A 22,531-nucleotide genomic window follows, 5' to 3' on the forward strand; every position below is an offset into this window, starting at 1 on the left:
AATGGTCAGACCAACCCGTGCGCCTGCTGATCCGCATGGTAGCTGGAGCGCACCATCGCGCCCACGGCGGCATGTACGAAGCCCATCTTGTAAGCCTCTTCCTCGTACATCTTGAAGGTGTCCGGGTGCACGTAGCGGCGCACCGGCAGGTGGTCGCCGCTGGGCATGAGGTACTGGCCGATGGTCAGCATGTCGACGTTGTGCGCGCGCATGTCGCGCATGACCTGCAGCACTTCCTCGTCGGTTTCGCCCAGGCCCACCATGATGCCGGACTTGGTCGGCACTTCCGGATGCAGGTCCTTGAAGCGCTTCAACAGGCTCAGCGAATATTCGTAATCCGAACCCGGACGCGCTTCCTTGTACAGGCGCGGTGCGGTTTCGAGGTTGTGGTTCATCACATCCGGCGGGGCCATCTTGAGGATTTCCAGGGCGCGGTCCATGCGGCCACGGAAGTCCGGAGTCAGGATCTCGATGCGGGTCTCGGGCGACAGTTCACGCACACGCTGGATGCAGGCGGCGAAGTGGGCGGCGCCGCCATCGCGCAGGTCGTCGCGGTCCACGCTGGTGATGACCACGTAGGACAGGCGCAGCTGGGCAATGGTCTTGGCCAGGTTTTCCGGCTCGTTGGGGTCCAGCGGATCGGGGCGGCCGTGGCCGACGTCGCAGAAGGGGCAACGGCGGGTGCACTTGTCGCCCATGATCATGAAGGTCGCCGTGCCCTTGCCGAAGCATTCGCCGATGTTGGGGCAGGAGGCTTCCTCACAGACCGTCACCAGGTTGTTGGCGCGCAGGATGTCCTTGATCTCGTAGAAGCGGGTGGTCGGCGACCCGGCCTTGACGCGAATCCAGTCCGGCTTCTTCAGCTTTTCGGCGGCCACCACCTTGATCGGGATCCAGGCGGTCTTGCCGGCGCCCTTCTGCTTGTCCAGCGGATTGGCGCGCGCCGAGCCGGTGGCATTGGAGGAAGAATCTGCTGCGGGAGTGAGTTCGGTAGTCATGTCGGTCGTTCCGGCCCCGGGCGCACGCGGCGCGTGGGGCTCAAGCCATGCCCGCGAAGCGGGCGATCAGTTGGTCGGCAAGCAAGTCCTGGACAGCGTCCAGCCGGGCGTTGGCAGCCCCGAGGGTCTGCATGTCCACGGTGGCCAGGCCCTCGTAGCCGCAGGGGTTGATCCAGGAAAACGGTGCCAGGTCCATCGCCACATTGAGCGAGACACCATGGTAGGTGCAGCCGTTGCCCCGTATCTTCAAGCCCAGCGCGGCCACCTTGGCGCCCTGCCAGGGGCCGTCGGCGGCGTAGATGCCGGGCGCCCCCTCCTTGCGTACACCGGCCAGATTATACGCCGCCAGCGTGGCGATCACCGCCTCTTCGATGTTGTGCACGAATTCGCGCGCGAACAGGCGCGCCCCGCTGCGGTTGCGGCGCAGGTCCATCAACAGGTAGATCACCACCTGGCCGGGGCCGTGGTAGGTGACCTCGCCGCCGCGGTCGGTCTGGACAATGGGGATGTCGTGCGGATTCAACACATGGGCGCGGTCAGCGCCCAAACCCAGCGTGTAGACAGGGGGATGCTCGACGATCCAGAGCTGGTCGGGGGTCTCGGGGGTGCGCGCATCGGTATAGGCGCGCATGGCAACGAAGCTGGCCTCGTAAGGCTCGACGCCGCGCCGGACGATCTCGGGCCGGCGGGCGCCAGCCACGGGTGTGCTGGCGGTGGGCAGTGCAGTTTGCATGCCCGCCAGTGTAGCGAAATTCCTCTTTGCCCGTATCAGAACCAGCGGATCAGGCCGTGCGGCAGGAGCTTGGCAATACGTACCGTATCGTCGCTGCACCCCTTGGGAGGCAAGGGAGTGACCGTGAATTCGGCCGCACCGTTGACGGCTTCGAAGATGGCCTCGCCGCGCCCGTGAAAATCAAAGCAGCGGCCCGCCTTGAGCCAGATATCCTCGCGGCAGCCGGCAATGGTCAGCCACACCAGTCCGGAGTTCACACGGATGCGCACGCCGCCTTGCAGGCGACGGGTCTGTACCTGGCCTTCCTGCAACTGGCCCGGGAGGCTTGGATCTGTGAATGAAATTGTCATGGCGCTGGCTCCTTTGCTCGACTGCCTGATTCGCCAGGCAAGCCGCGTCCCTGCCGCGATGCCCGGGAGGGTGCGGCTGCAAGGGTGGAAATGCCTGGAATGATGTGTGATGAGTCATCATTGTAGGAAAGCCCGCAAGCGCAGCAAAACGATATATATTGGTTCTCCTTGCTAATTGAATTCACAAGGAGCCGTCATGGCCGATTTGCGCAAGCTCCCCAACCTGGCCGCCCTGCGCGCCTTTGATGCGGCCGCCCGCCATGGCTGCTTCTCGCGTGCGGCCGAAGAAGTGCACGTCACGCCCGGCGCCATCAGCCACCAGGTGCGCGCGCTGGAGGAAGACCTGGGCCTGCAGCTGTTCCATCGCCATGGCAAGCGCATTTCCATTACCGAGACCGGCGAACGCTTCGCGCTCACCATCCGCAAGGCACTGGGCGAGATCGCGCAGGCCGCCGACCACTTGCGCAGCCTGACGCGCCAGCAGCGGCTGGTGATCTCGGCCACCCCCTCCTTCGCTTCACGCTGGCTGGCGCCGCGCCTGTGGAAGTTCATCGATGCCCATCCGGAAATCGAGGTGGTGCTGCAATCGGGCAGCCACCTGGCCGACCTGCGGCTGGACGGGGTGGACATCGGCATCCGCTTCGGGCGCGGGCAGTACAGCGGCGTGGTCACCGAAAAGTTGAGTGACGATTACTACTATCCGGTGGCCGCGCCCGGCTATCGCGGCAAGCAGAACAAGAAGCTCGTGCGCCCCGCCGACCTGGCGCACTGCACGCTGCTGCGCATGGACACGCGCGAATCCTGGCAGCCGTGGCTGACCCTGGCCGGGCTGGACCTGCCCGAGCCGCGCGGCACGCTGGTGGTGGAGGATTCTTCGCTGACGCTGCGCCATGCCGTGGAGGGCAAGGGGGTGGCGCTGTCACGCCATACGATTGCCTGGCAGGAGATCGCCAGCGGCACGCTGGTGCGGCTGTTCGACGTGGCGCAGCTGTGCGAGGAGGCACACTACCTGGTGCACCTGCCGGAGGGGCTGGAGAAGCCGGGGGTGGCGGCCTTCAGGAAATGGATCGTTGAAGAGATGCGGCAATTCCAGGCGCAGTCGGAATGGCCGGGCACGGTGCAGAAAACGTCAACTCGCAAGAAGTGATGCGGCCATGAAAAAACCGGCGCGCCTTGCGGGCTGCGCCGGTTTTCGCGTGGATGCAGTTGCGCTCAGAGCACGAACTTGACCATCTCGTGCGTGGAGAGCGCGCGGTAGATGTTGTCGAGCTGAGTGCGGCTGGTGGCGCGCACGGTCAGGGTGAGCGAGAGGTACTTGCCCTGGGTGGAAGGACGCATCTCGACCTTGCCCGCGTGAAACTCGGGATCATGCTCGATGACCATGGCGACGATGGTCTCGGCGAAGGCGTCATGGGTGATCCCGACCACCTTGATGGGGAAGTCGCTGGGATACTCGATCAGGGATTCTTCAGGGGAAATAGTGGGCATAGTCATGGCAAACCGCCTTGGCGTTGTCCGCCTGGCGCTCCGAATTCAATGCTCCCAGATGGGGATGAACCTGCGGGCTTCAAGCGGGGGGACTCGGGTGGGGAATGCCTGCATTCTACGCCATGCGGGCGCGGCGGCGTGCAGAAAGCGTCATCGGCCCGGAAGTCCGCGCAAGCAATCTGTTCCAACATCTCCAACTATCGCGATTGATGAGCATGCGCTGCCGCACAAGACTCTGTGTCTTCCCGACAAGATGCGGTGTCCCATGCAAGTCAACCTCAAAATGCTCCAAGGTCGCTTTGAGAGGGGGTATGCCCTCGACAAGCACTCGCTCTACAGTCTCCCGACCGGGTACAACGCGGCGGGCCACATCCAATGGCACACGCAGCGCACCGAAGTGGGAGAAGCCCTGTATCAGCTGAAATACCGGCAACAGCAGCGCTACGTCCTGCCGCTGGCGCTGGCCGTGCAATCCCACATCCTGCCCTTGCTGCCGACATTCGGCCTGATCGTGCCAATGGCTTCATCGCATGTCCGGCGCGTGCAGCCGGTCGCCGCCATCGCGCATGCGCTGGGACATCTGGTCGGCAAACCCGTGCTTGCGCTGTTGAGCAAGGCCAAGGGTGCAGCGCTTCTGAAAGACTTGCGCACGCGCGCCGAAAAGGACGCTGTGCTCACCGATACGCTGATCCTGAATCGCCTTATCCACGGAGAAGGCCGCTGGGACACGTTGCTGCTCGACGACTTGTACGATAGTGGTGCTTCGGTCGATGCTGCATGCGATGCGCTGCGCGCCTATGAGAAAATCGGGGACATTTTCGTGGCAACGCTGACGTGGAGGTAAGCCCATGACTACCGTTTTCATTGCTGGCTCTATCAGCATCCGACATCTGCATCCCAAGGTCCAGGAAAGGATCATGAACATCGTGCGCCAGGAGTTCGACGTGGTGGTTGGCGATGCTGACGGCGCCGACACGGCGATCCAGCACTTCCTTCATGCGATGGCTTACCGGCGCGTGACGGTCTTCTGCAGCGGGCAGGTACCGCGCAACAATATCGGCCAGTGGCCCGTGCACCACATCCATACCACGCTGCGCCCGGGTACGCGCGCCTTCTTCACGGCCAAAGATATCGCCATGGCCGACATCGCTGATTCCGGGCTGATGATCTGGGACGCCAAAAGTACTGGCACGCTCGGGAACGTGATCGAACTGCTGAATCGCCAGAAGTACTCCTGGGTCTTCATCGACCCGCCCAGCCAATTCCTGGCAGTCAAGTGCGCGGAGAGGATCGAGGCCCTGCTGTCGTGCATGAGCGCCTCCGCGCGTCTGCAAGCGCAGCACAAGCTCGGCCTCGAACGCCGGCTTCCTGCCCTGCATGTCACTGAAAAGCAATCCACGCTGTTCGCGCAGAATGTGAGCGACGTATTGCACGCCGCCCACTAGGGCCTGTTCACAGCCGCGCCTTGGCCGCCTGATACGCCGCATACACCTTGGCAAACACCGGCCCCGGCTGGCCGCTGCCGACCGGCTTGTCATCCAGCGTCACCACCGGCAGCACTTCCTTGCTGGCCGAGGAAATGATCAGTTCGTCAGCCGCCAGCACTTCCTCCCGCGTGATGCGGCGCGATGCCAGCGCGATACCCTGCTCGGCGCACAGCTCTTCCATCAGGCCATAGCGGATGCCTTCCAGGATCAGGTTGTCCTTGGGCGGTGCCGAGATCTTGCCATCCTTGACCACCCACACGTTGGAGGACGACGCCTCCGACAGATAACCATCGCGGAACTGGATCGCCTCCGTCACCTGATGCTCGGCGGCGAACTGCGCGGCCAGCACGTTGCCCAGCAGCGAGGTGGACTTGATCTGGCAGTTCAGCCAGCGACGATCTTCCAGGGTCACGCAGGCCACGCCCTTCTCGATAGCCGCAGCCGGAGGCAGGGCCATCGGATTGGTCATGATCAGCACCGTCGGCACCACGTCCTTGGGGAAGGCATGCGCACGCTTGGCCACGCCCCGGGTGACCTGGATGTAGATCATCTGGTCCTCCAGGCCGTTGGCCTCGACCACCTGGTGGATGAGGCCGTTCCAGCCGGCTTCGTCATGCGGATTCGGAATACCGATGCTGGCCAGGCTGCGGAACAGGCGCGCCAGGTGTTGCTGGCCACGGAAAGCCTTGCGGCGATACATGGGGATGACTTCGTAGATGCCGTCACCAAAGATGAAGCCGCGATCGAGCACCGGTACGCGGGCTTCGGAGAGGGGCGTGAGTTCGCCGTTGAGATAGACGATGGGATCGTTCATGATGGGCTTTCCGGTAGTCGTGAGTGAGGGTCGATGAAGCATGCAGGCGGCAACGGTGCCGCGATGAATTCATTCTGTCACGCAGGCTCCGGACTGCCCATGCAAAAACGGTATAAGGTCTCCCTGCCCTTATCCGGCTATCGGCAGTGCCTGGACCCGATGTCCGCTGCCCTCGCCGTCGGCCGGCGGCACGAATTTCCAGCGCACGTCATGGAAACGTGCCAGCGTCTCGCGGTGCGCGATGCTGATCACGGTCACGCCGGGCAACTCGCGTGGCAGGGCGGCATAGAGGGCTTCCTCGGTCTCGCCATCCATGGCGCTGCTGGCCTCGTCCAGGAAGACCAGACGCGGACGATTCAGGAACACCCGCACGAAGGCCAGCCGCTGCTGCTCGCCCGGTGACAGCGCCTGACTCCAGTTGGCCGCCACATCGAGTCGCGAGGCCAGATGCGCCAGACGGCACAAACCCAGGTAGCGCGTGATGAGCGCATCCTCGAAACTGCCCTCGGCGGCCGGATACGAGAGGGCTGCGCGCAGCGTACCGATGGGCAGGTAACTGCGCTGGGGCAGGAACATGGCCGGTGCATCCTGTGGCAGTGCGATGCGGCCCTCTCCATAGGGCCAGATATCGGCCAGGGCGCGGATCAGCGTGGACTTGCCGCATCCTGAAGGACCGCTGATGAGCACGTGTTCGCCTGACTCCACCCGCGCATCGAGGCTACGCAGCATCAGGCTGCCATCGGGGAAGGACAGCTGCACGCCATCCAGCGTGACCGCACTGCCGCCATGCCGGGTGACGGCCAGTGTGCGCGGCATGCCGGCGGCGCGTTCGATATCGGCATGGAAGCCCGCCAGCCGGTTGATGCTGGCCTTCCATCCGGCCAGCGTAGTAAAGGCATTGATGAACCAGGACAGCGCATCCTGCACCTGGCCGAAGGCATCGCTGATCTGCATGAGCACCCCCAGCGAAATGGCCCCGGAGAAGTAGCGCGGTGCCGACACCAGCATGGGAAAGATCACCGCGAACTGCCCGTAGAAATTGACGGCCACGTTGAGTTTCTTGGTCAGGCGCATGATGTTCCACCAGTTTGCGCGGATGTCGTCCAGCCGCGCCGTGAGCTGCATGCGCTCCTGCGGCTCGCCGCGATACAAGGCGACGGCCTCCGCATGTTCACGCACACGGATCAGGCCAAAACGGAAATTGGCCTCGAAGCGTTCCTGATTGAAACTCAGGCCCACCAGCGGGCGACCGATCCACCACACCACCCCCGAGCCGATGGCCGCATAGGCGATCACGAACCAGACCATGTAACCGGGAATGACCCACGATTGCCCCAGGGCCGAGAAGGAGAGCGGCCCGCTTACCGACCACAGGATATGGATGAAGGAGAACAGGGTGACGCTGCTGGAGATGAAGCCCAGCACCAGTGACAGCGTATCGCTGGTGAGCGCATGCAGGTCCTCGGCGATGCGCTGGTCGGGGTTGTCCGAGAGGCGGCCCTCCTGGCCCTGCTCGATGCGATAGTAGGCGCGATGTGCCAACCAGCGATCGAGATAACGCGTACTCATCCAGTAGCGCCAGCGGATCTGCAGCGCCTGCTTGAGGTAGACGCTGTAGATGGCGATGGCCACGAAGATGAAGGCCAGTCCCGAGAACTGCCACAACAGCGACTTGAAGTGCGGGTAATCGCGCGACTGCAGCACGTTGTACATGTCGCGGTTCCAGGAATTGAGCCGCACGTTGATGTAGACCATGCCCAGGTTCAGGGCCAGGATGGACAGCAGCAGCGCCCATGCCTTCCATTTTTCTTCCGAGACCCAGTAGGGCTTGATGAGGCCCCAGATCTCGGCACGGGTGGCGCGATTGGCGTGGCTGCCCTGGCGGGCAGGTGTTTGTTCGATCATGGCGAATCCTGTGGATGTTGTCCTCTTTGCTGCCCAGCTTGCCGCAAAAGACTTAAACCAGGCTTAAAGAAGGATAAATGCTCCTGCCGCCGGCATTCACGGAAACTGAATGCTCGCAACCATGCCTGAGAATCCTGTGTACCGCGCTGGTCATCGCGCCTGTCCTGCCGGCTTGCCTGTCTGACGCGGGCCTGACGCTGGTCTGACACGGGGCGGGCGGCGCATGACAGACCGATGCAACATCCCCCACCATTCCGATTTTCCGACAAGTGTTTTTCCCCGGCTCCGCTACACGCAGGCGGGCCGCATATGAGATGATGCGGCTTCCATCTTCTCGCGGCCTGCCCCGGGATCACGATAGCGGCCCCGCTGCCGCAGCGATCCGCACGCCGCACATGAATGGCGTATCGCCACCTGCCGCTTTCTCTTGGGGTACGCCACAGTAACAACGCCCGACCACGCCTGTCCGGCCGACTGCCTTGCTGGCTGCCGGCCTGCGGCACCCGTCGTCGGCCCTGGTCCGATTTTTGGAGTCCCCTGATGTTCAGCTGGTTTGAAAAACTGGTCCACCCCTACCCCGAGTCGCAACCCTTGCCGCCGCCGCGCGGCTTCATGCGTTTCATCTGGTTCTGTACCAGGGGCGTACGTCCCTACATTGCGGCCATGACCCTGACGACGGCCATCATCGGCGTCTTCGAGGCGCTGCTCTTCGCCGCGCTCGGCCGCATCGTCGATTGGCTCTCCAAGATACAACCCGCGCAATTGTGGCCGCAGGAAGGTCATACCCTGGCCTGGCTGGCGCTCATCCTGGCGGCCAGCCCGCTCTTGATCGCGCTGCAGACCATGTACAAGCACCAGACCCTGGCCGGCAATTTCCCCATGCTGCTGCGCTGGAATTTCCATCGCCTCATGTTGAGCCAGAGCATGAGCTTCTACCAGAACGAGTTCGCCGGACGGGTGGCCACCAAGGTCATGCAAAGCGCGCTGGCGGTGCGCGACTTCTGCATGATCGTGGGCGATATCCTGGTCTTCATCACGATCTACTTTGCCACCCTCATCGGCGTGGTCGGCAGCTTCGATATCTGGATGCTGGCCCCCTTCTTCGTCTGGCTGGCCGCCTTCGCGGTGGCCATGCGCTACTTCGTGCCGCGCCTGTCCGCGGTGGCACGCAACCAGGCCGATGCGCGCTCGCTGATGACCGGACGCATCACCGATGCCTACACCAACATCGCCACCGTCAAACTGTTTTCGCACGCAGGGCGCGAGGCCGAGTACGCCCGCAGCGCCATGCGCGAATTCCTCGCCACGGTCCATCGCCAGATGCGTCTGGTGTCGGGCTTCGAGGTGGTCAATCACCTGCTGAACATGGTGCTCATCATCGGTGCCACCGGGGTGTCGCTGTACCTGTGGACCCAGGGCAAGGTGGGGGTGGGCGCAGTTGCTGCCAGCACCGCCATGGCGCTGCGCCTGAACGGTATCGCGCACTGGGTGATGTGGGAAATGTCTTCCCTGTTCGAACACGTGGGCACGGTGCAGGATGGCATCAATACGCTGGCCCGTGCGCATGAGGTCAAGGATGCACCCGATGCGACGCCGATCAAGGTCAGTCGGGGCGAGCTGCGCTTCGAAGGGGTGAGCTTCAGCTACGGCGGCGCGGCGCCGCGCCCGGTGGTGGACCAGCTGGACCTGGTGATCCGCCCCGGTGAAAAGATCGGACTGGTGGGCCGCTCCGGCGCCGGCAAGTCGACCATCGTCAACCTGCTGCTGCGCTTCTACGATATCGAGGGTGGCCGCATCACCATCGATGGCCAGGACATCGCCCATGTCACGCAAGACAGCCTGCGCGCGCAGATCGGCATGGTCACGCAGGATACTTCCCTGCTGCATCGGTCGGTGCGCGAGAACATCACCTATGGCCGTCCCGATGCGAGCGACGCCGAGATGATCCACGCCGCCGAACGCGCCGAGGCGCATGACTTCATCGGCACGCTGGCCGATGCCAAGGGCCGCCGCGCTTATGACGCGCATGTGGGCGAGCGCGGCGTGAAGCTCTCCGGCGGCCAGCGCCAGCGCATCGCGATTGCCCGCGTGATGTTGAAGGATGCGCCCATCCTGCTGCTGGATGAAGCCACCAGCGCGCTCGATTCAGAAGTGGAAGCGGCCATCCAGACCTCGCTCTACAAGCTCATGGAAGGCAAGACGGTGGTAGCCATTGCGCACCGCCTGTCGACCATCGCCGCGATGGATCGACTCATCGTGCTGGACCAGGGTCGCATCGTCGAGCAAGGGACACACGCCGAACTGCTGGCCGCCAATGGCCTGTATGCGCGGCTATGGTCGCACCAGAGTGGCGGCTTCCTGGGAGAAGAGGAAGAGGATGCGGTGATGACGGCGTGATGCCTGATCTTGGTAAATGATTTATATCATTTACGATGAATGCAAGAAGATTGCTGCAAAAAAAATGGGCGCACTCAACGGTGCGCCCATTTTTCTTGCCCGCCCGGTTTTATCTTTATTGCAGAGTGAACGAAGCCGTCTTCACCTCCTTGGAATCCAGCCCGATCTGCACCTGGAATTCACCCGGCTCGGCCACGTATTCCAGCTTGGCGTTGTAGAAGGACAGTGCCTTGCGATCGATACTGAACTGCACCTCTTGCTCTTCACCCGGCTGCAACATCAGCTTGCGGAAATCCTTCAGTTCCTTGACCGGACGCACCACCGAGGCCGCCACATCGCGGATGTACAGCTGCACCACGGTGGCGCCGGCGCGGCGGCCCACGTTCTTGACCGTCACGCTGGCCTGCACCTGGCCGTCAGCGCTCATGGCGGCCTGCGACAGATGCACGTCCGAGAGCTTGAACTCGGTATAGCTCAAGCCGTATCCGAACGGATACAACGGGCCATTGGGCTCATCGAAGTACTGCGAGGTGTAATTGCCCGGCTTGCCTTCGGTGTAGGGACGGCCCACGCGCGGATGATTGTAGTAGCTCGGGATCTGGCCCACCGAACGCGGGAAGGTGATGGGCAGCTTGCCCGAAGGATTGACGTCGCCGAAGAGGATATCGGCAATCGCATTGCCGCCCTCGGTTCCGGTGTACCAGGTCTCCAGGATGGCCGAGGCGTTCTCGCGCGCCCAATTGAGATCCAGTGGACGGCCATTCATCAGCACCAGCACCAGCGGCTTGCCGGTGGCTTTGAGGGCCGTGAGCAGATCCTGCTGGCTCTGCGGCAGCGACAGCGAGGTACGGCTGGAGGATTCATGCGACATGCCGCGCGACTCGCCCACGGCGGCCACGATGACATCGGCATCGCGCGCGGCCTTGAGGGCCTCATCGATCATGGCCTTGGGGCTGCGCTTGTCCTGGATCACTTCCGGATCATCCCAGTTCAGGAAGTTGAGGTAGTCGACGATGTGCTTGTCTTCGGTGATGTTGGCCCCGCGTGCGTAAAGCAGCTTGCCCTGCCCGCCCAGCGCATTCTGCAGCCCCTGGCGCAGGGTGATGGTCTGCCTGGCCTGGCCGGCTGCAGACCAGCTGCCCAGCATGTCGATGTGCGAATCGGCCAGCGGACCGACCAGGGCGATGCGCGCGGTCTTCTTCAGCGGCAGCGCGGCATGGCGGTTCTCCAGCAGCACCATGGACTGCTGCGCGACTTCGCGCGCATCGCGACGATGCAGGCGGCGCTCGGCATGGACGTCCGGCGGATCATCGGCGGCGCGGCCGATGCGGATATACGGGTCCTTGAACAGGCCCAGATCGTACTTGGCACCGAGGATGTCGCGCACGGCATTGTCCAGCTCCTGCTGCGCTACCTTGCCCGAGCGCACCAGCGCCGGCAGTTGCTTGATGTAGACCTGGTCGGCCATGCTCATGTCGGTACCGGCCTTCATCGCCAGGCGTGCCGCTTGGGCATCGTCCTGTGCCACACCGTGGTTGACCAGTTCGGTGATGGCTCCGTGGTCCGACACCGTCAACCCCTTGAATCCCCAATCCCGGCGCAACAGGTCCTGCAGCAGCCAGGTATTGGAGGTGGCCGGTGTCCCGTTGATGGAGTTGAGCGCCACCATCACCGCGCCCGCGCCGGCATCGATGGCGGCACGGTAAGGCGGCAGATAGTCGTTGTACATGCGCTGCGGGTCCATGTTGACGACGTTGTAGTCGCGTCCGCCCTCGACTGCACCGTACAGCGCAAAATGCTTCACACTGGCCATGAGGCGATTGGCGGCGATGGGCTTGGTATCGCCTTGCAGGGCGCGCACCGAGACCTCGGCAATGCGCGAGACCAGGTAAGGATCTTCACCAAAGCCCTCAGACGTGCGCCCCCAGCGCGGATCGCGGCTGATGTCGACCATCGGGGCGAAGGTCATGTCGATGCTGTCGGCCGCGGCTTCTTCGGCGGAGATGCGCATGGCGCGGCCGACCAGGTCCATGTCCCAGCTGGAGGCCAGGCCCAGGCCGATGGGGAAGGTGGTGCGATGGCCGTGGATGACGTCATAGGCGAAGAACATCGGAATCTTCAGCCGTGAACGCATGGCGCCCTCCTGCAGCGGACGATTCTCGGGCCGGGTGATGGAGTTGAAGGTGCCGCCGACACGGCCGGCGGCCAGTTCCTCGATCAGCTTCTTGGCGGGCATGTCCGGACCGATGCTGATGAGGCGCAGCTGGCCGATCTTTTCTTCCAGCGTCATCTGACGCAGCAGGTCATTGATGAAGGCGGTCTTGTCGCCGAGCAAGGCCGGATTGGCTTGCGCATGCGCGGCCGTGCCGGTGAGCGCGGCGCTGCAGGCCAGCGCGCACAAGGTCATGACCAGGGCCAGGCGGGGACGACGCGGGGACGCGGCGCGCCGCTCGGTAAGCTTGTGGGACACGGGTTTCCTCTCTCTTTTTTAAACTTTGGCGGCGCTCTGCCCTCTACTGTGTGACCTGCACAAGCGGGACAGCGGCCGGGCGGCGGGAGCATTTATTGCTTGCGTTCTTTGATGCGTCGCCAGCCAGACGGTTCGCTATATTATTCTGTTTTGATGCCTGCCGGACGCGCAGGCACACAGCGGCGTAGCAGGCCAACATGCCCGCGCGCCGCTTCTTTGTGGAGAAATACATTGATCAGACATGGATTGAAATGGCCCCTGCTGCAGGGGCTGGTGTTGTCGGCAAGCCTGCTGGCTGCCTCGGTGCAGGCACAGAGCGCGCAAGGCTTCGACCTCAACCAGGCCGTGGCCCGCGCCCAGGCACTGGCCGCCAAACCCTATCAGAAGCCGGTGAGCAATCTCTCGCCGACGTTTGCGGCGATGCAGTTCGCCGATTACATGAAGATCCAGCCCAAGAGCGACAAGTTCGAATGGCGCAACCAGCCTACCCCCTTCAAGCTGGCCTTCTATCATCAGGGCATGCAGTTCAACTCGCCGGTGGCGATCCACGAAATCGTCGATGGACGCGTACAGGATGTGGGCTACAGCACCGACCGCTTCAACTTCGGTGACCTCAATCTGGCCAAGAGCAGCACCGCCCATCTGGGTTATGCCGGCTTCCGGGTGGTCTATCCGCTCAACCGCGATGACAAGGAAGACGAGGTCATGAGCGTGCTGGGCGCCAGCTATTTCCGCGTCATCGGCAAGGGTCAGGTCTATGGCCTCTCGGCACGCGGACTGGCGATCGATACGGCCATGTTGAGCGGTGAGGAATTCCCCCGCTTCACCGAATTCTGGATCCAGCGTCCGGCCCCCGGCGACAAGCAGCTGACCTTCTATGCACTGCTGGATTCACCGCGCGCTACCGGCGCCTACAAGTTCACGCTCACGCCGGGCAAGGATGCCCTGCTCGATGTGCAGGCACGCGTGTTCCTGCGCGCCGACGTGGGCCGCCTGGGCATTGCACCGCTGACCAGCATGTTCCTCTTCGGTCCCAACCAGCAATCTTCGCGCCGCAACTTCCGTCCGGCCATCCATGATTCCAATGGCCTGGCGATCCATACCGGCAATGGTGAATGGCTGTGGCGACCGCTGAACGATCCGCAGAACGTGGAAGTGAGTTCCTTCGAGGTCAGCCATCCGCGCGGCTTCGGGCTGTTGCAGCGGGGCCGCGATTTCGCCTCCTATGAAGACCTCAAGGACCGCTACGACCTGCGTCCCTCGGCCTGGATCGAGCCCAAGGGTGACTGGGGCCGTGGTGCCGTGCAACTGGTGGAGATCCCCACCGCCGACGAGACCAACGACAACATCGTGGCCTACTGGCTGCCAGCGCAACTGCCGCCGCGCGGCACGCCGCTGGCCTATGACTACCGCATCCACTGGACCATGGATGAACCGGCCATCCTCAACAATGAAGTGGGCTGGGTCAAGCAGACCTTCCATACCGATGGCGAACTCACGCAGGCCAACCTGATCCGCGCCTTCGATGGCACCACGGCCCTGCTGGTGGATTTCACCGGCGGACCACTGGGCTCGCTGCCCGCCGGGACGGTGGTTCAGCCGCAGGTGAACGTTTCCAACAATGGCGAGCTGATCGATGCCCAGCTGCAGCCCAATCCGGCCATCAATGGCTGGCGGCTGACGCTGCGGGTGAAGATTCGTAACGTTGCGCAGGCCGTGGAATTGCGCGCGGCACTCACCGCCAATGGCAAGCCCTTGACCGAGACCTGGAGTTATCAGCTGCCGCCGCGTTCGGATGTGCAGCGGACTTTCTGATATTTCGGAAATTATTTATATCAATAAAAATGGGCTGCTCCGAATCGGGCAGCCCATTTTTTTTGGTGCATCCTGCCGGCGCGATCAGCTCTCCACCGACTCCCCGCGCAGACGCACGATCACGCCATCGAGGGCATCGAGGTCGTTGAAGTTGATGATGAGCTGGCCCTTGTTGCGGGCACCGGTCTTGATGCTGACCTGGGTGGCCAGCAGGTCCGAGAGTTCTTCTTCCAGGCGTGCGATATCGCGTGACTTGTCCTTGGCTTCGCGCGGCTTGGCGGCTTGCTCTGCGCTGGCGCGGGTGACCAGTTTCTCGGCATCGCGTACCGACATGCGCTTGGCCACGATCTGGTTGGCCAGCTGGATCTGCGTTGCCGAATCGACGGCCAGCAGCGCACGGGCGTGGCCCATGTCGATGTCACCGGCCATGAGCATGGTCTGCACCGGCTTGGCCAGGTTCAACAGGCGCAGCAGATTGGAAACCGCACTGCGCGAGCGCCCCACGGCCAACGCGGCCTGCTCGTGCGTGAAGGCGAAATCGGTAATGAGGCGATGGATGCCCTGGGCTTCTTCCAGGGGATTCAAATCCTCGCGCTGCATGTTTTCGATCAGGGCCATGGCGGCCGTGGTCTGGTCATCCACGTTCTTGACCAGCACCGGCACCTCGGTCAGCCCGGCGATCTTGGCCGCGCGGAAGCGGCGTTCACCGGCGATGATCTCGTAGGTATCGCGACCGTTCTTCTGGCCGATGGCGCGGATCAGGATGGGTTGCAGCAGGCCCTGTTCCTTGATCGAGGCAGCCAGCTCGTTGAGCGCGCCTTCATCCATGCGGGTACGTGGCTGGTACTTGCCGGCCTGCAGTTCGGTGACCGCCATCACGGTGGGCAGGCCCTGCGCGGCCTGCGCCTGGACTTCTTCGGTGATGTCGGAGGATCCGCCCAGGAGCGCGTCCAGTCCGCGTCCCAGACCCTTGGATTTTTTCGGTAAAGTTGCCATGCGATTGCCTGATGAAAAACGATGCGTAATGACGGGGCCGGTTATAGCGTCTTGATGCGCTCGACCATTTCCGCGCCGAATGCGATATAAGCCTGCGCGCCCTTGGACAGCGGATCGAAGGTCACGCCCGGCAGACCATACGAGGGCGCTTCGGCCAGCCGCACGTTGCGCGGGATGACGGTCTTGAAGACCTTGTCGCCGAAGTGCTGTTCCAGCTGGTCCGAGACCTGCTGCGACAGTGTCATGCGCGGATCGAACATCACGCGCAAGAGACCAATGACCTTCAACTCCGGGTTCAGCTTGGCGTGCACCTTCTTGATGGTGTTGACCAGGTCCGACAGCCCCTCCAATGCGTAGTATTCACACTGCATCGGAATGATGACGCCATGCGCCGAGCACAGCCCGTTCAAGGTCAGCATGGACAGTGCGGGCGGGCAATCGATGAGGATGAAGTCATAGTCCTCGGCAACCTGGGCGAAGGCCATCTTCAGGCGCGCCTCGCGCTGCTCCAGCTCGACCATTTCCACTTCGGCGCCGGCCAGTTCGCGATTGGCGGGCAACACGTCGAAGCCCCCGGCTTCGGAACGCTTGCGCACGGCACGAATGTCGGACATGCCCAGCAGCACTTCATAGATCGAGCCTTCCAGGGTCGCCTTGTTCACGCCCGAACCCATGGTGGCATTGCCCTGCGGGTCGAGGTCGGCCAGCAGCACGCGCTGATTCAGTTGCGCCAGCCCGGCAGCGAGATTGACCGCAGTAGTGGTCTTGCCTACGCCACCTTTCTGGTTGGCGACACAAAATATTTTTGCCATATCGTTGTTATGTGAGCGTTATTGCGTGGTCAACTTGATGCCGAAACCGATCAGGAAAATACCTGCCGCGCGAGAAGCCAGCTTGGCGATGGTGCGATTGCGGGCCATGCGGCGCGCGGCGGCATTGCCGACGATGACCAGGAAGCTGCCATACAGGAAGGTGCAACTGCTGATGACTGCGCCCATCGTGAAGAAGGTCAGCGCGCCTTGCTGCGTGGCCGGATCCAGGAACAGCGGGAAGAAGGCCATGTAGAACACGATGGCTTTCGGGTTGAACAAGGTGACCAAAAAGCCGCGCCGGAAGTCTGCGGCATTGGAAAAGGGTACGACTGTACCACCGCCCTCGCCTCTTGCAAACAGGAGACGTCCGCCCAGGTAGGCCAGATAGGCCGCGCCCAGGTATTGCAGGCCGTGGAACAGCAAGGGATTGGCATGCAGCAAGGCGGCTACGCCAGCCGCGGCCAGGAACATCAGCACGATGTCGCCCAGCATGATGCCCGCCTGCGCCATGAAGCCGCCGCGCAAGCCGCCCTTGGCCGCGCAGGTGAGCATGCAGAAGGTACCGGGACCGGGCAGCAGCAGGAACACCATGGTGGCGGCGATCAGTTGCCAGATATCGGTGATGCCGAGGGAATGAAAGATCGCCTGCATGGTGGGTCTCCTTGAATGTGCGCGGCCCGGGTTGCTGCCCGGGCCGCTGGCCTGATCTCAGGTGCCGTATTACGGTTTGCTCTTGACCACCCGCGCGGTATCGAAACCTTGCTTGGTGGCGTTGTTGAGGGCGTTCTCGTATTGCTCGTCGCTGATGGTGGGCGTGCGCGAGAGAATCCACAGGTATTCGCGCGAGGGGCTGCCCACGGTGGCCAGGGTGTATTGATCGTCCAGGTCCATGATCCAGTAGTCGCCCCACACCATCGGGATCCAGGACAGCCAGGCCGGCGCAAAGCGCACTTCCAGCTTGCTGTTGTTGCTGCCCGGGACCACCCGCGCCACGCCCTTGGCTTCATCGATGCCGTCGGCCGTCTTGCAGCGGTTGACGACATCGATCATGCCATCATTGCGCGCGGAATACTCTGCGCTGGTGCCGGAAATGCACTTTTTCTGGAAGCTGTTGGGAATCTTGGCGATTTCGTACCACTTGCCGGCGTAACGCTTGAGGTCCACCGAAGCTACCGTCTTGACCTCCTGGGCATGGACGCAAGCCATGCCCAGCGCGCCATAGGCTGCCATCGAGACCATGGTGGCCACCAGGGCCCGTTTCAGTTTGTTCATCAGGTCGTTCTTTCCATGAAGATGAGATGCCGTTCAGCATCCAGGCCCGGTACCTGCAGGGGCTGCACCTGGCGCACTGTCCACCCCGCCGGCAATCGGTCGATTTCCTCTTGCGGCAGCACACCCTTGAGGGCGATGTACTGACCACCTTGTTGCAGGAGATGATTCGACCACGTCACGAAGTCCTTGAGTTCCGCAAACGCGCGCGACGTGATGACATCGTATTGTTGCTCGACAGGCAACTGCTCCACACGGGCATGCAGCACCGTGACATTGCTCAAATGCAATTGCGCCTTGACCTGGTTGAGGAAGGCGGTTTTCTTGGAGACCGTATCGACCAGGGTAATCTGCATCTGCGGCTGCGCCTCGGCCGCCCAGATGGCCAGCACGATGCCCGGCAGGCCGCCGCCCGCGCCCACGTCCAGCACGCGTCGGGCGCCGGCAAAGGCCGACATCGCCGACAGGGAATCCAGCAGATGATGCGTGACCATCTGCGCCGGGTCGCGCAAGGCAGTCAGGTTGTAGACCTTGTTCCACTTGGCCAGCAGGGCCTGGTATGCCATGAGCTTGTCGATCTGGGCATCGGAAAGCGTCAGGCCCATGGCCTGGGCGCCTTCCTTCAGGGTATGGGTCAAAAGGTTCAGGTCTGCAGTGTTGCTCATGCGTGATGCCTTGGGTTGGATCTGGTTCGAGGGCGATGCCTGGTATTTTTCTTCACGCTGCCTGGTTGTCGGCGCCGCTCGGCTGTTTCAGGCCACCCTTCTTCAGGTGCACCAGCAGCAGCGACAGCGCCGCAGGCGTCACGCCGGAAATGCGCGAAGCCTGGCCCAGGGTTTCCGGACGATGCTTGTTGAGCTTCTGGCGCACTTCGATGGACAGTGCCTTCACATCCATGTAATCGAGGTCAGCCGGCAGCTTCAGGTTTTCATTGTGATCCTGGCGGCTGATCTCGTTGGCCTGGCGGGCAATGTAACCGGCGTACTTGACCTGGATCTCGACTTGTTCGCGCACCGGACCCTCTTCGATGCCGGGGCCGGCCAGGGCTTGACCCTCGGTGCCGGTCAGGCCCATCAGACTATCGTAGGTCACGTTGGGACGGCGCAGCAGGTCCAGCAGGTTGTATTCGCGCTCGATGGCCTTGCCCAGCACACGCTCGGCTTCGACGGCCGCCAGGATGCGCGGGTTGACCCAGGTCGACTTGAGGCGTTCCATTTCACGTGAAACAGCTTCGCGCTTCTTGTCGAAGGCTTCCCATTGCGCATCGCCGACGCAGCCGAGTTCGCGGCCGATTTCGGTCAGGCGCAGGTCGGCATTGTCTTCGCGCAGAGAGAGGCGATACTCGGCACGGCTGGTGAACATGCGATACGGTTCCTGCACGCCCTGGGTCACCAGATCGTCGACCAGCACACCGAGGTAGGCTTCATCACGACGCGGGGTCCAGGCTTCACGGCCCTGGGTCTGCAGCGCGGCGTTGATGCCGGCCAGCATGCCCTGGGCGGCGGCTTCTTCATATCCGGTGGTGCCGTTGATCTGGCCGGCGAAGAACAGGCCCTGCACTTGGCGGGTTTCCAGCGAGGACTTCAGGCCGCGCGGGTCGTAGTAGTCATATTCGATGGCATAGCCCGGACGCAGGATGTGGGCGTTTTCCATGCCCTTCATCGAGCGCACCAGTTCCAGTTGCACATCGAAAGGCAGGCTGGTGGAAATGCCGTTGGGATAGAACTCGTGGGTGGTCAGGCCCTCGGGTTCCAGGTAGATCTGGTGCGAATCCTTGCCGGCGAAACGATGAATCTTGTCCTCGATGGAAGGGCAGTAACGCGGGCCCACGCCTTCGATGACGCCGGTGTACATGGGGCTGCGATCCAGTCCGCCGCGGATGATGTCGTGGGTGCGGCTGTTGGTATGGGTGATCCAGCACGGCATCTGACGCGGGTGCATGGCGGCATGGCCCATGACGGAGAACACCGGTACCGGGTCCAGGTCGCCGGGCTGTTCTTCCAGGATCGCCAGGTTGATGGTACGACCATCGATGCGCGGCGGCGTACCCGTCTTCAGCCGGCCTTGCGGCAGCTTCAATTCCTTCAGGCGCGCCGACAGCGACACCGCAGGCGGATCACCGGCACGGCCACCGGAATAATTGTTCAGGCCCACGTGAATCTTCCCATCCAGGAAAGTCCCGGCGGTCAACACTACGGCCCTGCCCGCGAAACGGATACCGGCCTGGGTGATGGCACCGACGACGCGGTCGCCTTCCAGCATCAGATCATCCACGGCCTGCTGGAACAGCCACAGGTTGGGCTGGTTCTCCAGGCGAGAACGGATCGCTGCCTTGTACAGGATACGGTCGGCCTGGGCACGGGTCGCGCGCACGGCCGGGCCCTTGGAGGAATTGAGGATACGGAACTGGATCCCCGCCTCGTCGGTGGCAATGGCCATCGCCCCACCCATGGCATCGACTTCCTTGACCAGGTGGCCCTTGCCGATCCCGCCGATGGAGGGATTGCAGGACATCTGGCCGAGGGTTTCGATGTTGTGCGTCAGGAGCAGGGTTTTCTGGCCCATGCGTGCTGCGGCCAGTGCAGCTTCGGTGCCGGCGTGACCGCCGCCAACGACGATGACGTCAAATTGTGTGGGGAATAGCATGATGCGGGCCTCGCGTAGAGGTGAGAACAGAGGCGAGATTATAAGACCTTTTATCTGACGGGGTCGGGGGTGAGGTCGTTGGCTGTTGGTTTACCGCACTTCCCTGCCCCGCTGGACACTATCGCCGGGCCAGATTGATAGCAGGAGCTGATCAATGAAACATCCACGTGGACTGTTTCACGTGAAACAGTGAGGCTGGATTTTACCCACGAGGGCGTTATATGAATAAAAAAACGGAGCAGCGCGCTCCGTCTTTCTGGTCGGGGGCCGGTTGTTTCACGTGAAACAACCGGTGAAGTTTTCTCCCTTATTTAAGGAAGGCGTCATAGCCCGACTTGAGGATCAATGCACCCACCACCACGAGAAACAACTTGCGGACAAAGACGCTGCCATGTTTCATCGCCAGGCGGGTCCCCACCAGCGAGCCCCCAATATTGAATACCGCCATCAACAAACCCAATTGCCAGATCACATGCCCGCTATAGCCGAACCAGCACAAGGCCGCCAGATTGGTGGCAATGTTGACGAACTTGGAGACGGCTGACGCCGAGAGAAAGTCGTAGCTGAATACGCGGACAAAGAGAAAGACCAGGAAGCTCCCTGTCCCCGGACCGAACACCCCATCGTAGAAACCCACCGCCGCACCGATCAAGGCCGCGAACACCATTTCACGACTCCCCGTCAGGGTCGGCGCGTGGGTCGTCCCGAAATCCTTCTTCTTCAGCGTGTACAGGGCGACCGCCATCAAGATGAAGGGCAATGCCTTGCGAATGAGATCGGTCGGAATATGGGTAACGACATAAGCACCGAAAAAGGAGAAGGCAAAGGCTGCCATCGCAGCCGGTGTCACGGTACTCCAGCGCACGGCCACCTTGCGCGCAAAGTTGATCGCGGCGGCACTGGTGCCCATCACGCCGGCGACCTTGTTCGTCCCCAGCAAGGTCGCCGGGGGGGTATTGGGAAAGACCGAGAACAAGGTCGGCACCAACACCAGTCCACCTCCGCCCACCACGGCATCGATCAAGCCGGCCACGAAGGCTGCGCAGCACAACACCACATAATCGACCATCACTTGCCCTCCGCTGACGAAGTGAAGAAACAATCGGAAAAATCGGCAAAGGATGAAACAGGGCTGAACATGGGATGAGGGGGAATGGATGGACGGTGAAATGAAGAATGGAGCAGGCCGGCCACATTCTACCGCTCTGCCCCGGCTGGCATCAGCCACAGAGATGACGCTTCGCGCACTGTTGCGAAACACCTGGCTGCTGTTCTGGTTCGCCGAAAATGAAGATAAAAAATTACCGCCGGGAAATCACCCCAAGGTGACTTGCCGGCGGCAGATGAAGCGTTGAAGTTCAGCGCAAGAACTAGTGCGATCCCTTGGCCTGCCCCTTGCCCATGAATGCCAGGATCTCGCCCACGATGCCCTTGCGGAAGGCCAGCACGCAAACGATGAAGATGAAGCCGGTCACAATCGTCACCGAATCTCCCAGGGTATTGAACCAGTCGATGTGGGTGACGCTGGCCAGCCAGTTGCCGATATCGCCCAGCTTGTTCTCCAGCATGATGATGATGACCGCACCGACGATGGGACCGAGGATGGTGCCCAGCCCCCCCACCAGGGTCATCAGCACCACCAGGCCGGACATGCTCCAGTGCACGTCGGTCAGGGTCTCGAAGCCCAGCACCAGGGTCTTGGTGGCCCCCGCCAGCCCGGACAGGCCAGCCGAGAGCACGAAGGCCAGCAGCTTGTAGCGGGCCACGTCATAGCCCAGCGAGACGGCACGCGGCTCGTTCTCCTTGATCGCCTTCAAGACCTGACCGAAGGGCGAATGGATGGTCCGCACGATCAGCGCAAAGCCCGCCACGGCGATGACCAGCACGACGTAGTACAGGGTCATGTCGTTTTCCAGGTTCAGGAAGCCCAGCAGCTTGCCGCGCGGCACGCCCTGCAAGCCATCCTCACCGCCCGTAAACGGCAGCTGCAAGGCCACGAAGAACAGCATCTGCGCCAGCGCCAGGGTGATCATGGTGAAGTAGATGCCCTGACGACGGATCGCCAGCAAGCCCATGACCAGGCCGATCAAAGCACCGGTCAGGGTACCGATGATCAGACCCAGTTCGGTCGGCAAACCCCACACCTTCAGCGCCTGGCCGCACAGGTAGCCGGCCCAGCCCAGGAAGGCAGCATGACCGAAAGACAACAGGCCGGTATAACCGATGAGCAGGTTGAAGGCGCAGGCGAACAGCGCAAAGCACAGCATCTTCATCAGGAACACCGGGTAGATGCCGAACGGTGCCGCCAACAACAATATTAGTAAAACAGCAATTCCGATTTTCTTGTTCAT

Annotated in this window: 20 protein-coding genes; 5 read left to right on the forward strand and 15 right to left on the reverse strand. The window is 62.4% G+C overall.

What is annotated here, in order from left to right:
* Positions 1-5: 5 nt before the first annotated feature.
* The 3 genes from lipA to HNO82_RS16325 are packed head-to-tail and all read right to left on the reverse strand — an operon-like array spanning position 6 to position 2,081.
* Positions 6-998, reverse strand: a complete 993-nt coding sequence (gene lipA / locus HNO82_RS16315; protein ID WP_008333855.1) for a lipoyl synthase — start codon at positions 996-998, stop codon at positions 6-8.
* A 40-nt stretch (positions 999-1,038) separates the two neighbouring features.
* On the reverse strand, positions 1,039-1,731 hold the full coding sequence (gene lipB / locus HNO82_RS16320; protein WP_175344434.1) for a lipoyl(octanoyl) transferase LipB: 693 nt from the start codon (positions 1,729-1,731) through the stop codon (positions 1,039-1,041).
* A 35-nt stretch (positions 1,732-1,766) separates the two neighbouring features.
* On the reverse strand, positions 1,767-2,081 hold the full coding sequence (locus HNO82_RS16325; protein WP_008333857.1) for a DUF2917 domain-containing protein: 315 nt from the start codon (positions 2,079-2,081) through the stop codon (positions 1,767-1,769).
* A gap of 196 nt (positions 2,082-2,277) precedes the next feature.
* On the opposite strand from HNO82_RS16325, the gene gcvA reads away from it, so the two are divergent.
* Positions 2,278-3,228 (forward strand): transcriptional regulator GcvA, encoded by a 951-nt coding sequence (gene gcvA / locus HNO82_RS16330; protein WP_175344435.1) that lies wholly within the window; start codon positions 2,278-2,280, stop codon positions 3,226-3,228.
* Positions 3,229-3,293: 65 nt separating this feature from the next.
* Here gcvA and HNO82_RS16335 read toward each other — a convergent pair whose 3' ends face one another.
* Entirely contained in the window at positions 3,294-3,575 is a 282-nt protein-coding gene (locus tag HNO82_RS16335; protein WP_017452757.1) for an HP0495 family protein, read from the reverse strand.
* 259 nt (positions 3,576-3,834) lie between these two features.
* Between HNO82_RS16335 and HNO82_RS16340 the strand changes: the two genes are divergently transcribed.
* Both HNO82_RS16340 and HNO82_RS16345 read left to right on the forward strand, forming a co-directional pair.
* Entirely contained in the window at positions 3,835-4,413 is a 579-nt protein-coding gene (locus tag HNO82_RS16340) for a ComF family protein (RefSeq protein WP_175344436.1), read from the forward strand.
* 73 nt (positions 4,414-4,486) lie between these two features.
* On the forward strand, positions 4,487-5,014 hold the full coding sequence (locus tag HNO82_RS16345; protein ID WP_249777024.1) for a hypothetical protein: 528 nt from the start codon (positions 4,487-4,489) through the stop codon (positions 5,012-5,014).
* 7 nt (positions 5,015-5,021) lie between these two features.
* Here HNO82_RS16345 and HNO82_RS16350 read toward each other — a convergent pair whose 3' ends face one another.
* Both HNO82_RS16350 and HNO82_RS16355 read right to left on the reverse strand, forming a co-directional pair.
* Positions 5,022-5,870, reverse strand: a complete 849-nt coding sequence (locus HNO82_RS16350) for a D-amino acid aminotransferase (protein WP_175344437.1) — start codon at positions 5,868-5,870, stop codon at positions 5,022-5,024.
* Positions 5,871-5,999: 129 nt separating this feature from the next.
* Positions 6,000-7,775, reverse strand: a complete 1,776-nt coding sequence (locus tag HNO82_RS16355) for an ABC transporter ATP-binding protein/permease (RefSeq protein WP_175344438.1) — start codon at positions 7,773-7,775, stop codon at positions 6,000-6,002.
* A gap of 540 nt (positions 7,776-8,315) precedes the next feature.
* Between HNO82_RS16355 and HNO82_RS16360 the strand changes: the two genes are divergently transcribed.
* On the forward strand, positions 8,316-10,172 hold the full coding sequence (locus HNO82_RS16360; RefSeq protein ID WP_175344439.1) for an ABC transporter ATP-binding protein: 1,857 nt from the start codon (positions 8,316-8,318) through the stop codon (positions 10,170-10,172).
* A 115-nt stretch (positions 10,173-10,287) separates the two neighbouring features.
* On the opposite strand, the gene bglX is transcribed toward HNO82_RS16360, so the two are convergent.
* Positions 10,288-12,642: a beta-glucosidase BglX gene (gene bglX, locus HNO82_RS16365; RefSeq protein WP_175344440.1), complete on the reverse strand. Its 2,355-nt coding sequence runs from the start codon at positions 12,640-12,642 to the stop codon at positions 10,288-10,290.
* Between the two features lie 258 nt (positions 12,643-12,900).
* On the opposite strand from bglX, the gene HNO82_RS16370 reads away from it, so the two are divergent.
* Positions 12,901-14,457, forward strand: a complete 1,557-nt coding sequence (locus HNO82_RS16370; protein WP_175344458.1) for a glucan biosynthesis protein G — start codon at positions 12,901-12,903, stop codon at positions 14,455-14,457.
* Between the two features lie 84 nt (positions 14,458-14,541).
* On the opposite strand, the gene HNO82_RS16375 is transcribed toward HNO82_RS16370, so the two are convergent.
* From HNO82_RS16375 to HNO82_RS16410, 8 genes are all read right to left on the reverse strand, one after another.
* Complete coding sequence (locus HNO82_RS16375) at positions 14,542-15,453, reverse strand: ParB/RepB/Spo0J family partition protein (protein ID WP_008333870.1); 912 nt, start codon at positions 15,451-15,453, stop codon at positions 14,542-14,544.
* A gap of 41 nt (positions 15,454-15,494) precedes the next feature.
* A complete protein-coding gene (locus HNO82_RS16380; RefSeq protein ID WP_008333877.1) occupies positions 15,495-16,265 on the reverse strand; it encodes a ParA family protein in 771 nt (256 codons plus the stop codon).
* A gap of 18 nt (positions 16,266-16,283) precedes the next feature.
* The gene (gene leuE / locus HNO82_RS16385) at positions 16,284-16,916 is read right to left on the reverse strand and encodes a leucine efflux protein LeuE (RefSeq protein WP_008333879.1); all 633 of its coding nucleotides are present in this window, start codon (positions 16,914-16,916) and stop codon (positions 16,284-16,286) included.
* 69 nt (positions 16,917-16,985) lie between these two features.
* Complete coding sequence (locus tag HNO82_RS16390) at positions 16,986-17,537, reverse strand: lipocalin family protein (RefSeq protein WP_175344441.1); 552 nt, start codon at positions 17,535-17,537, stop codon at positions 16,986-16,988.
* Positions 17,537-18,199, reverse strand: a complete 663-nt coding sequence (gene rsmG, locus HNO82_RS16395) for a 16S rRNA (guanine(527)-N(7))-methyltransferase RsmG (protein WP_175344442.1) — start codon at positions 18,197-18,199, stop codon at positions 17,537-17,539. The genes HNO82_RS16390 and rsmG overlap by 1 nt, the downstream gene beginning before the upstream one ends.
* 52 nt (positions 18,200-18,251) lie before the next feature.
* Positions 18,252-20,180 carry a tRNA uridine-5-carboxymethylaminomethyl(34) synthesis enzyme MnmG gene (mnmG, locus tag HNO82_RS16400; RefSeq protein ID WP_175344443.1) on the reverse strand — a complete coding sequence of 643 codons (1,929 nt, stop codon included), beginning with the start codon at positions 20,178-20,180 and terminating at the stop codon, positions 18,252-18,254.
* 307 nt (positions 20,181-20,487) lie between these two features.
* A complete protein-coding gene (locus tag HNO82_RS16405) occupies positions 20,488-21,249 on the reverse strand; it encodes a sulfite exporter TauE/SafE family protein (protein WP_008333886.1) in 762 nt (253 codons plus the stop codon).
* A 301-nt stretch (positions 21,250-21,550) separates the two neighbouring features.
* Positions 21,551-22,531, reverse strand: coding sequence for a branched-chain amino acid ABC transporter permease (locus HNO82_RS16410; protein WP_008333895.1), 981 nt, complete (start codon positions 22,529-22,531; stop codon positions 21,551-21,553).

It is taken from the genome of Herbaspirillum sp. C9C3, from assembly GCF_013359625.1.
Taxonomy (GTDB): Bacteria; Pseudomonadota; Gammaproteobacteria; order Burkholderiales; family Burkholderiaceae_D; genus Herbaspirillum.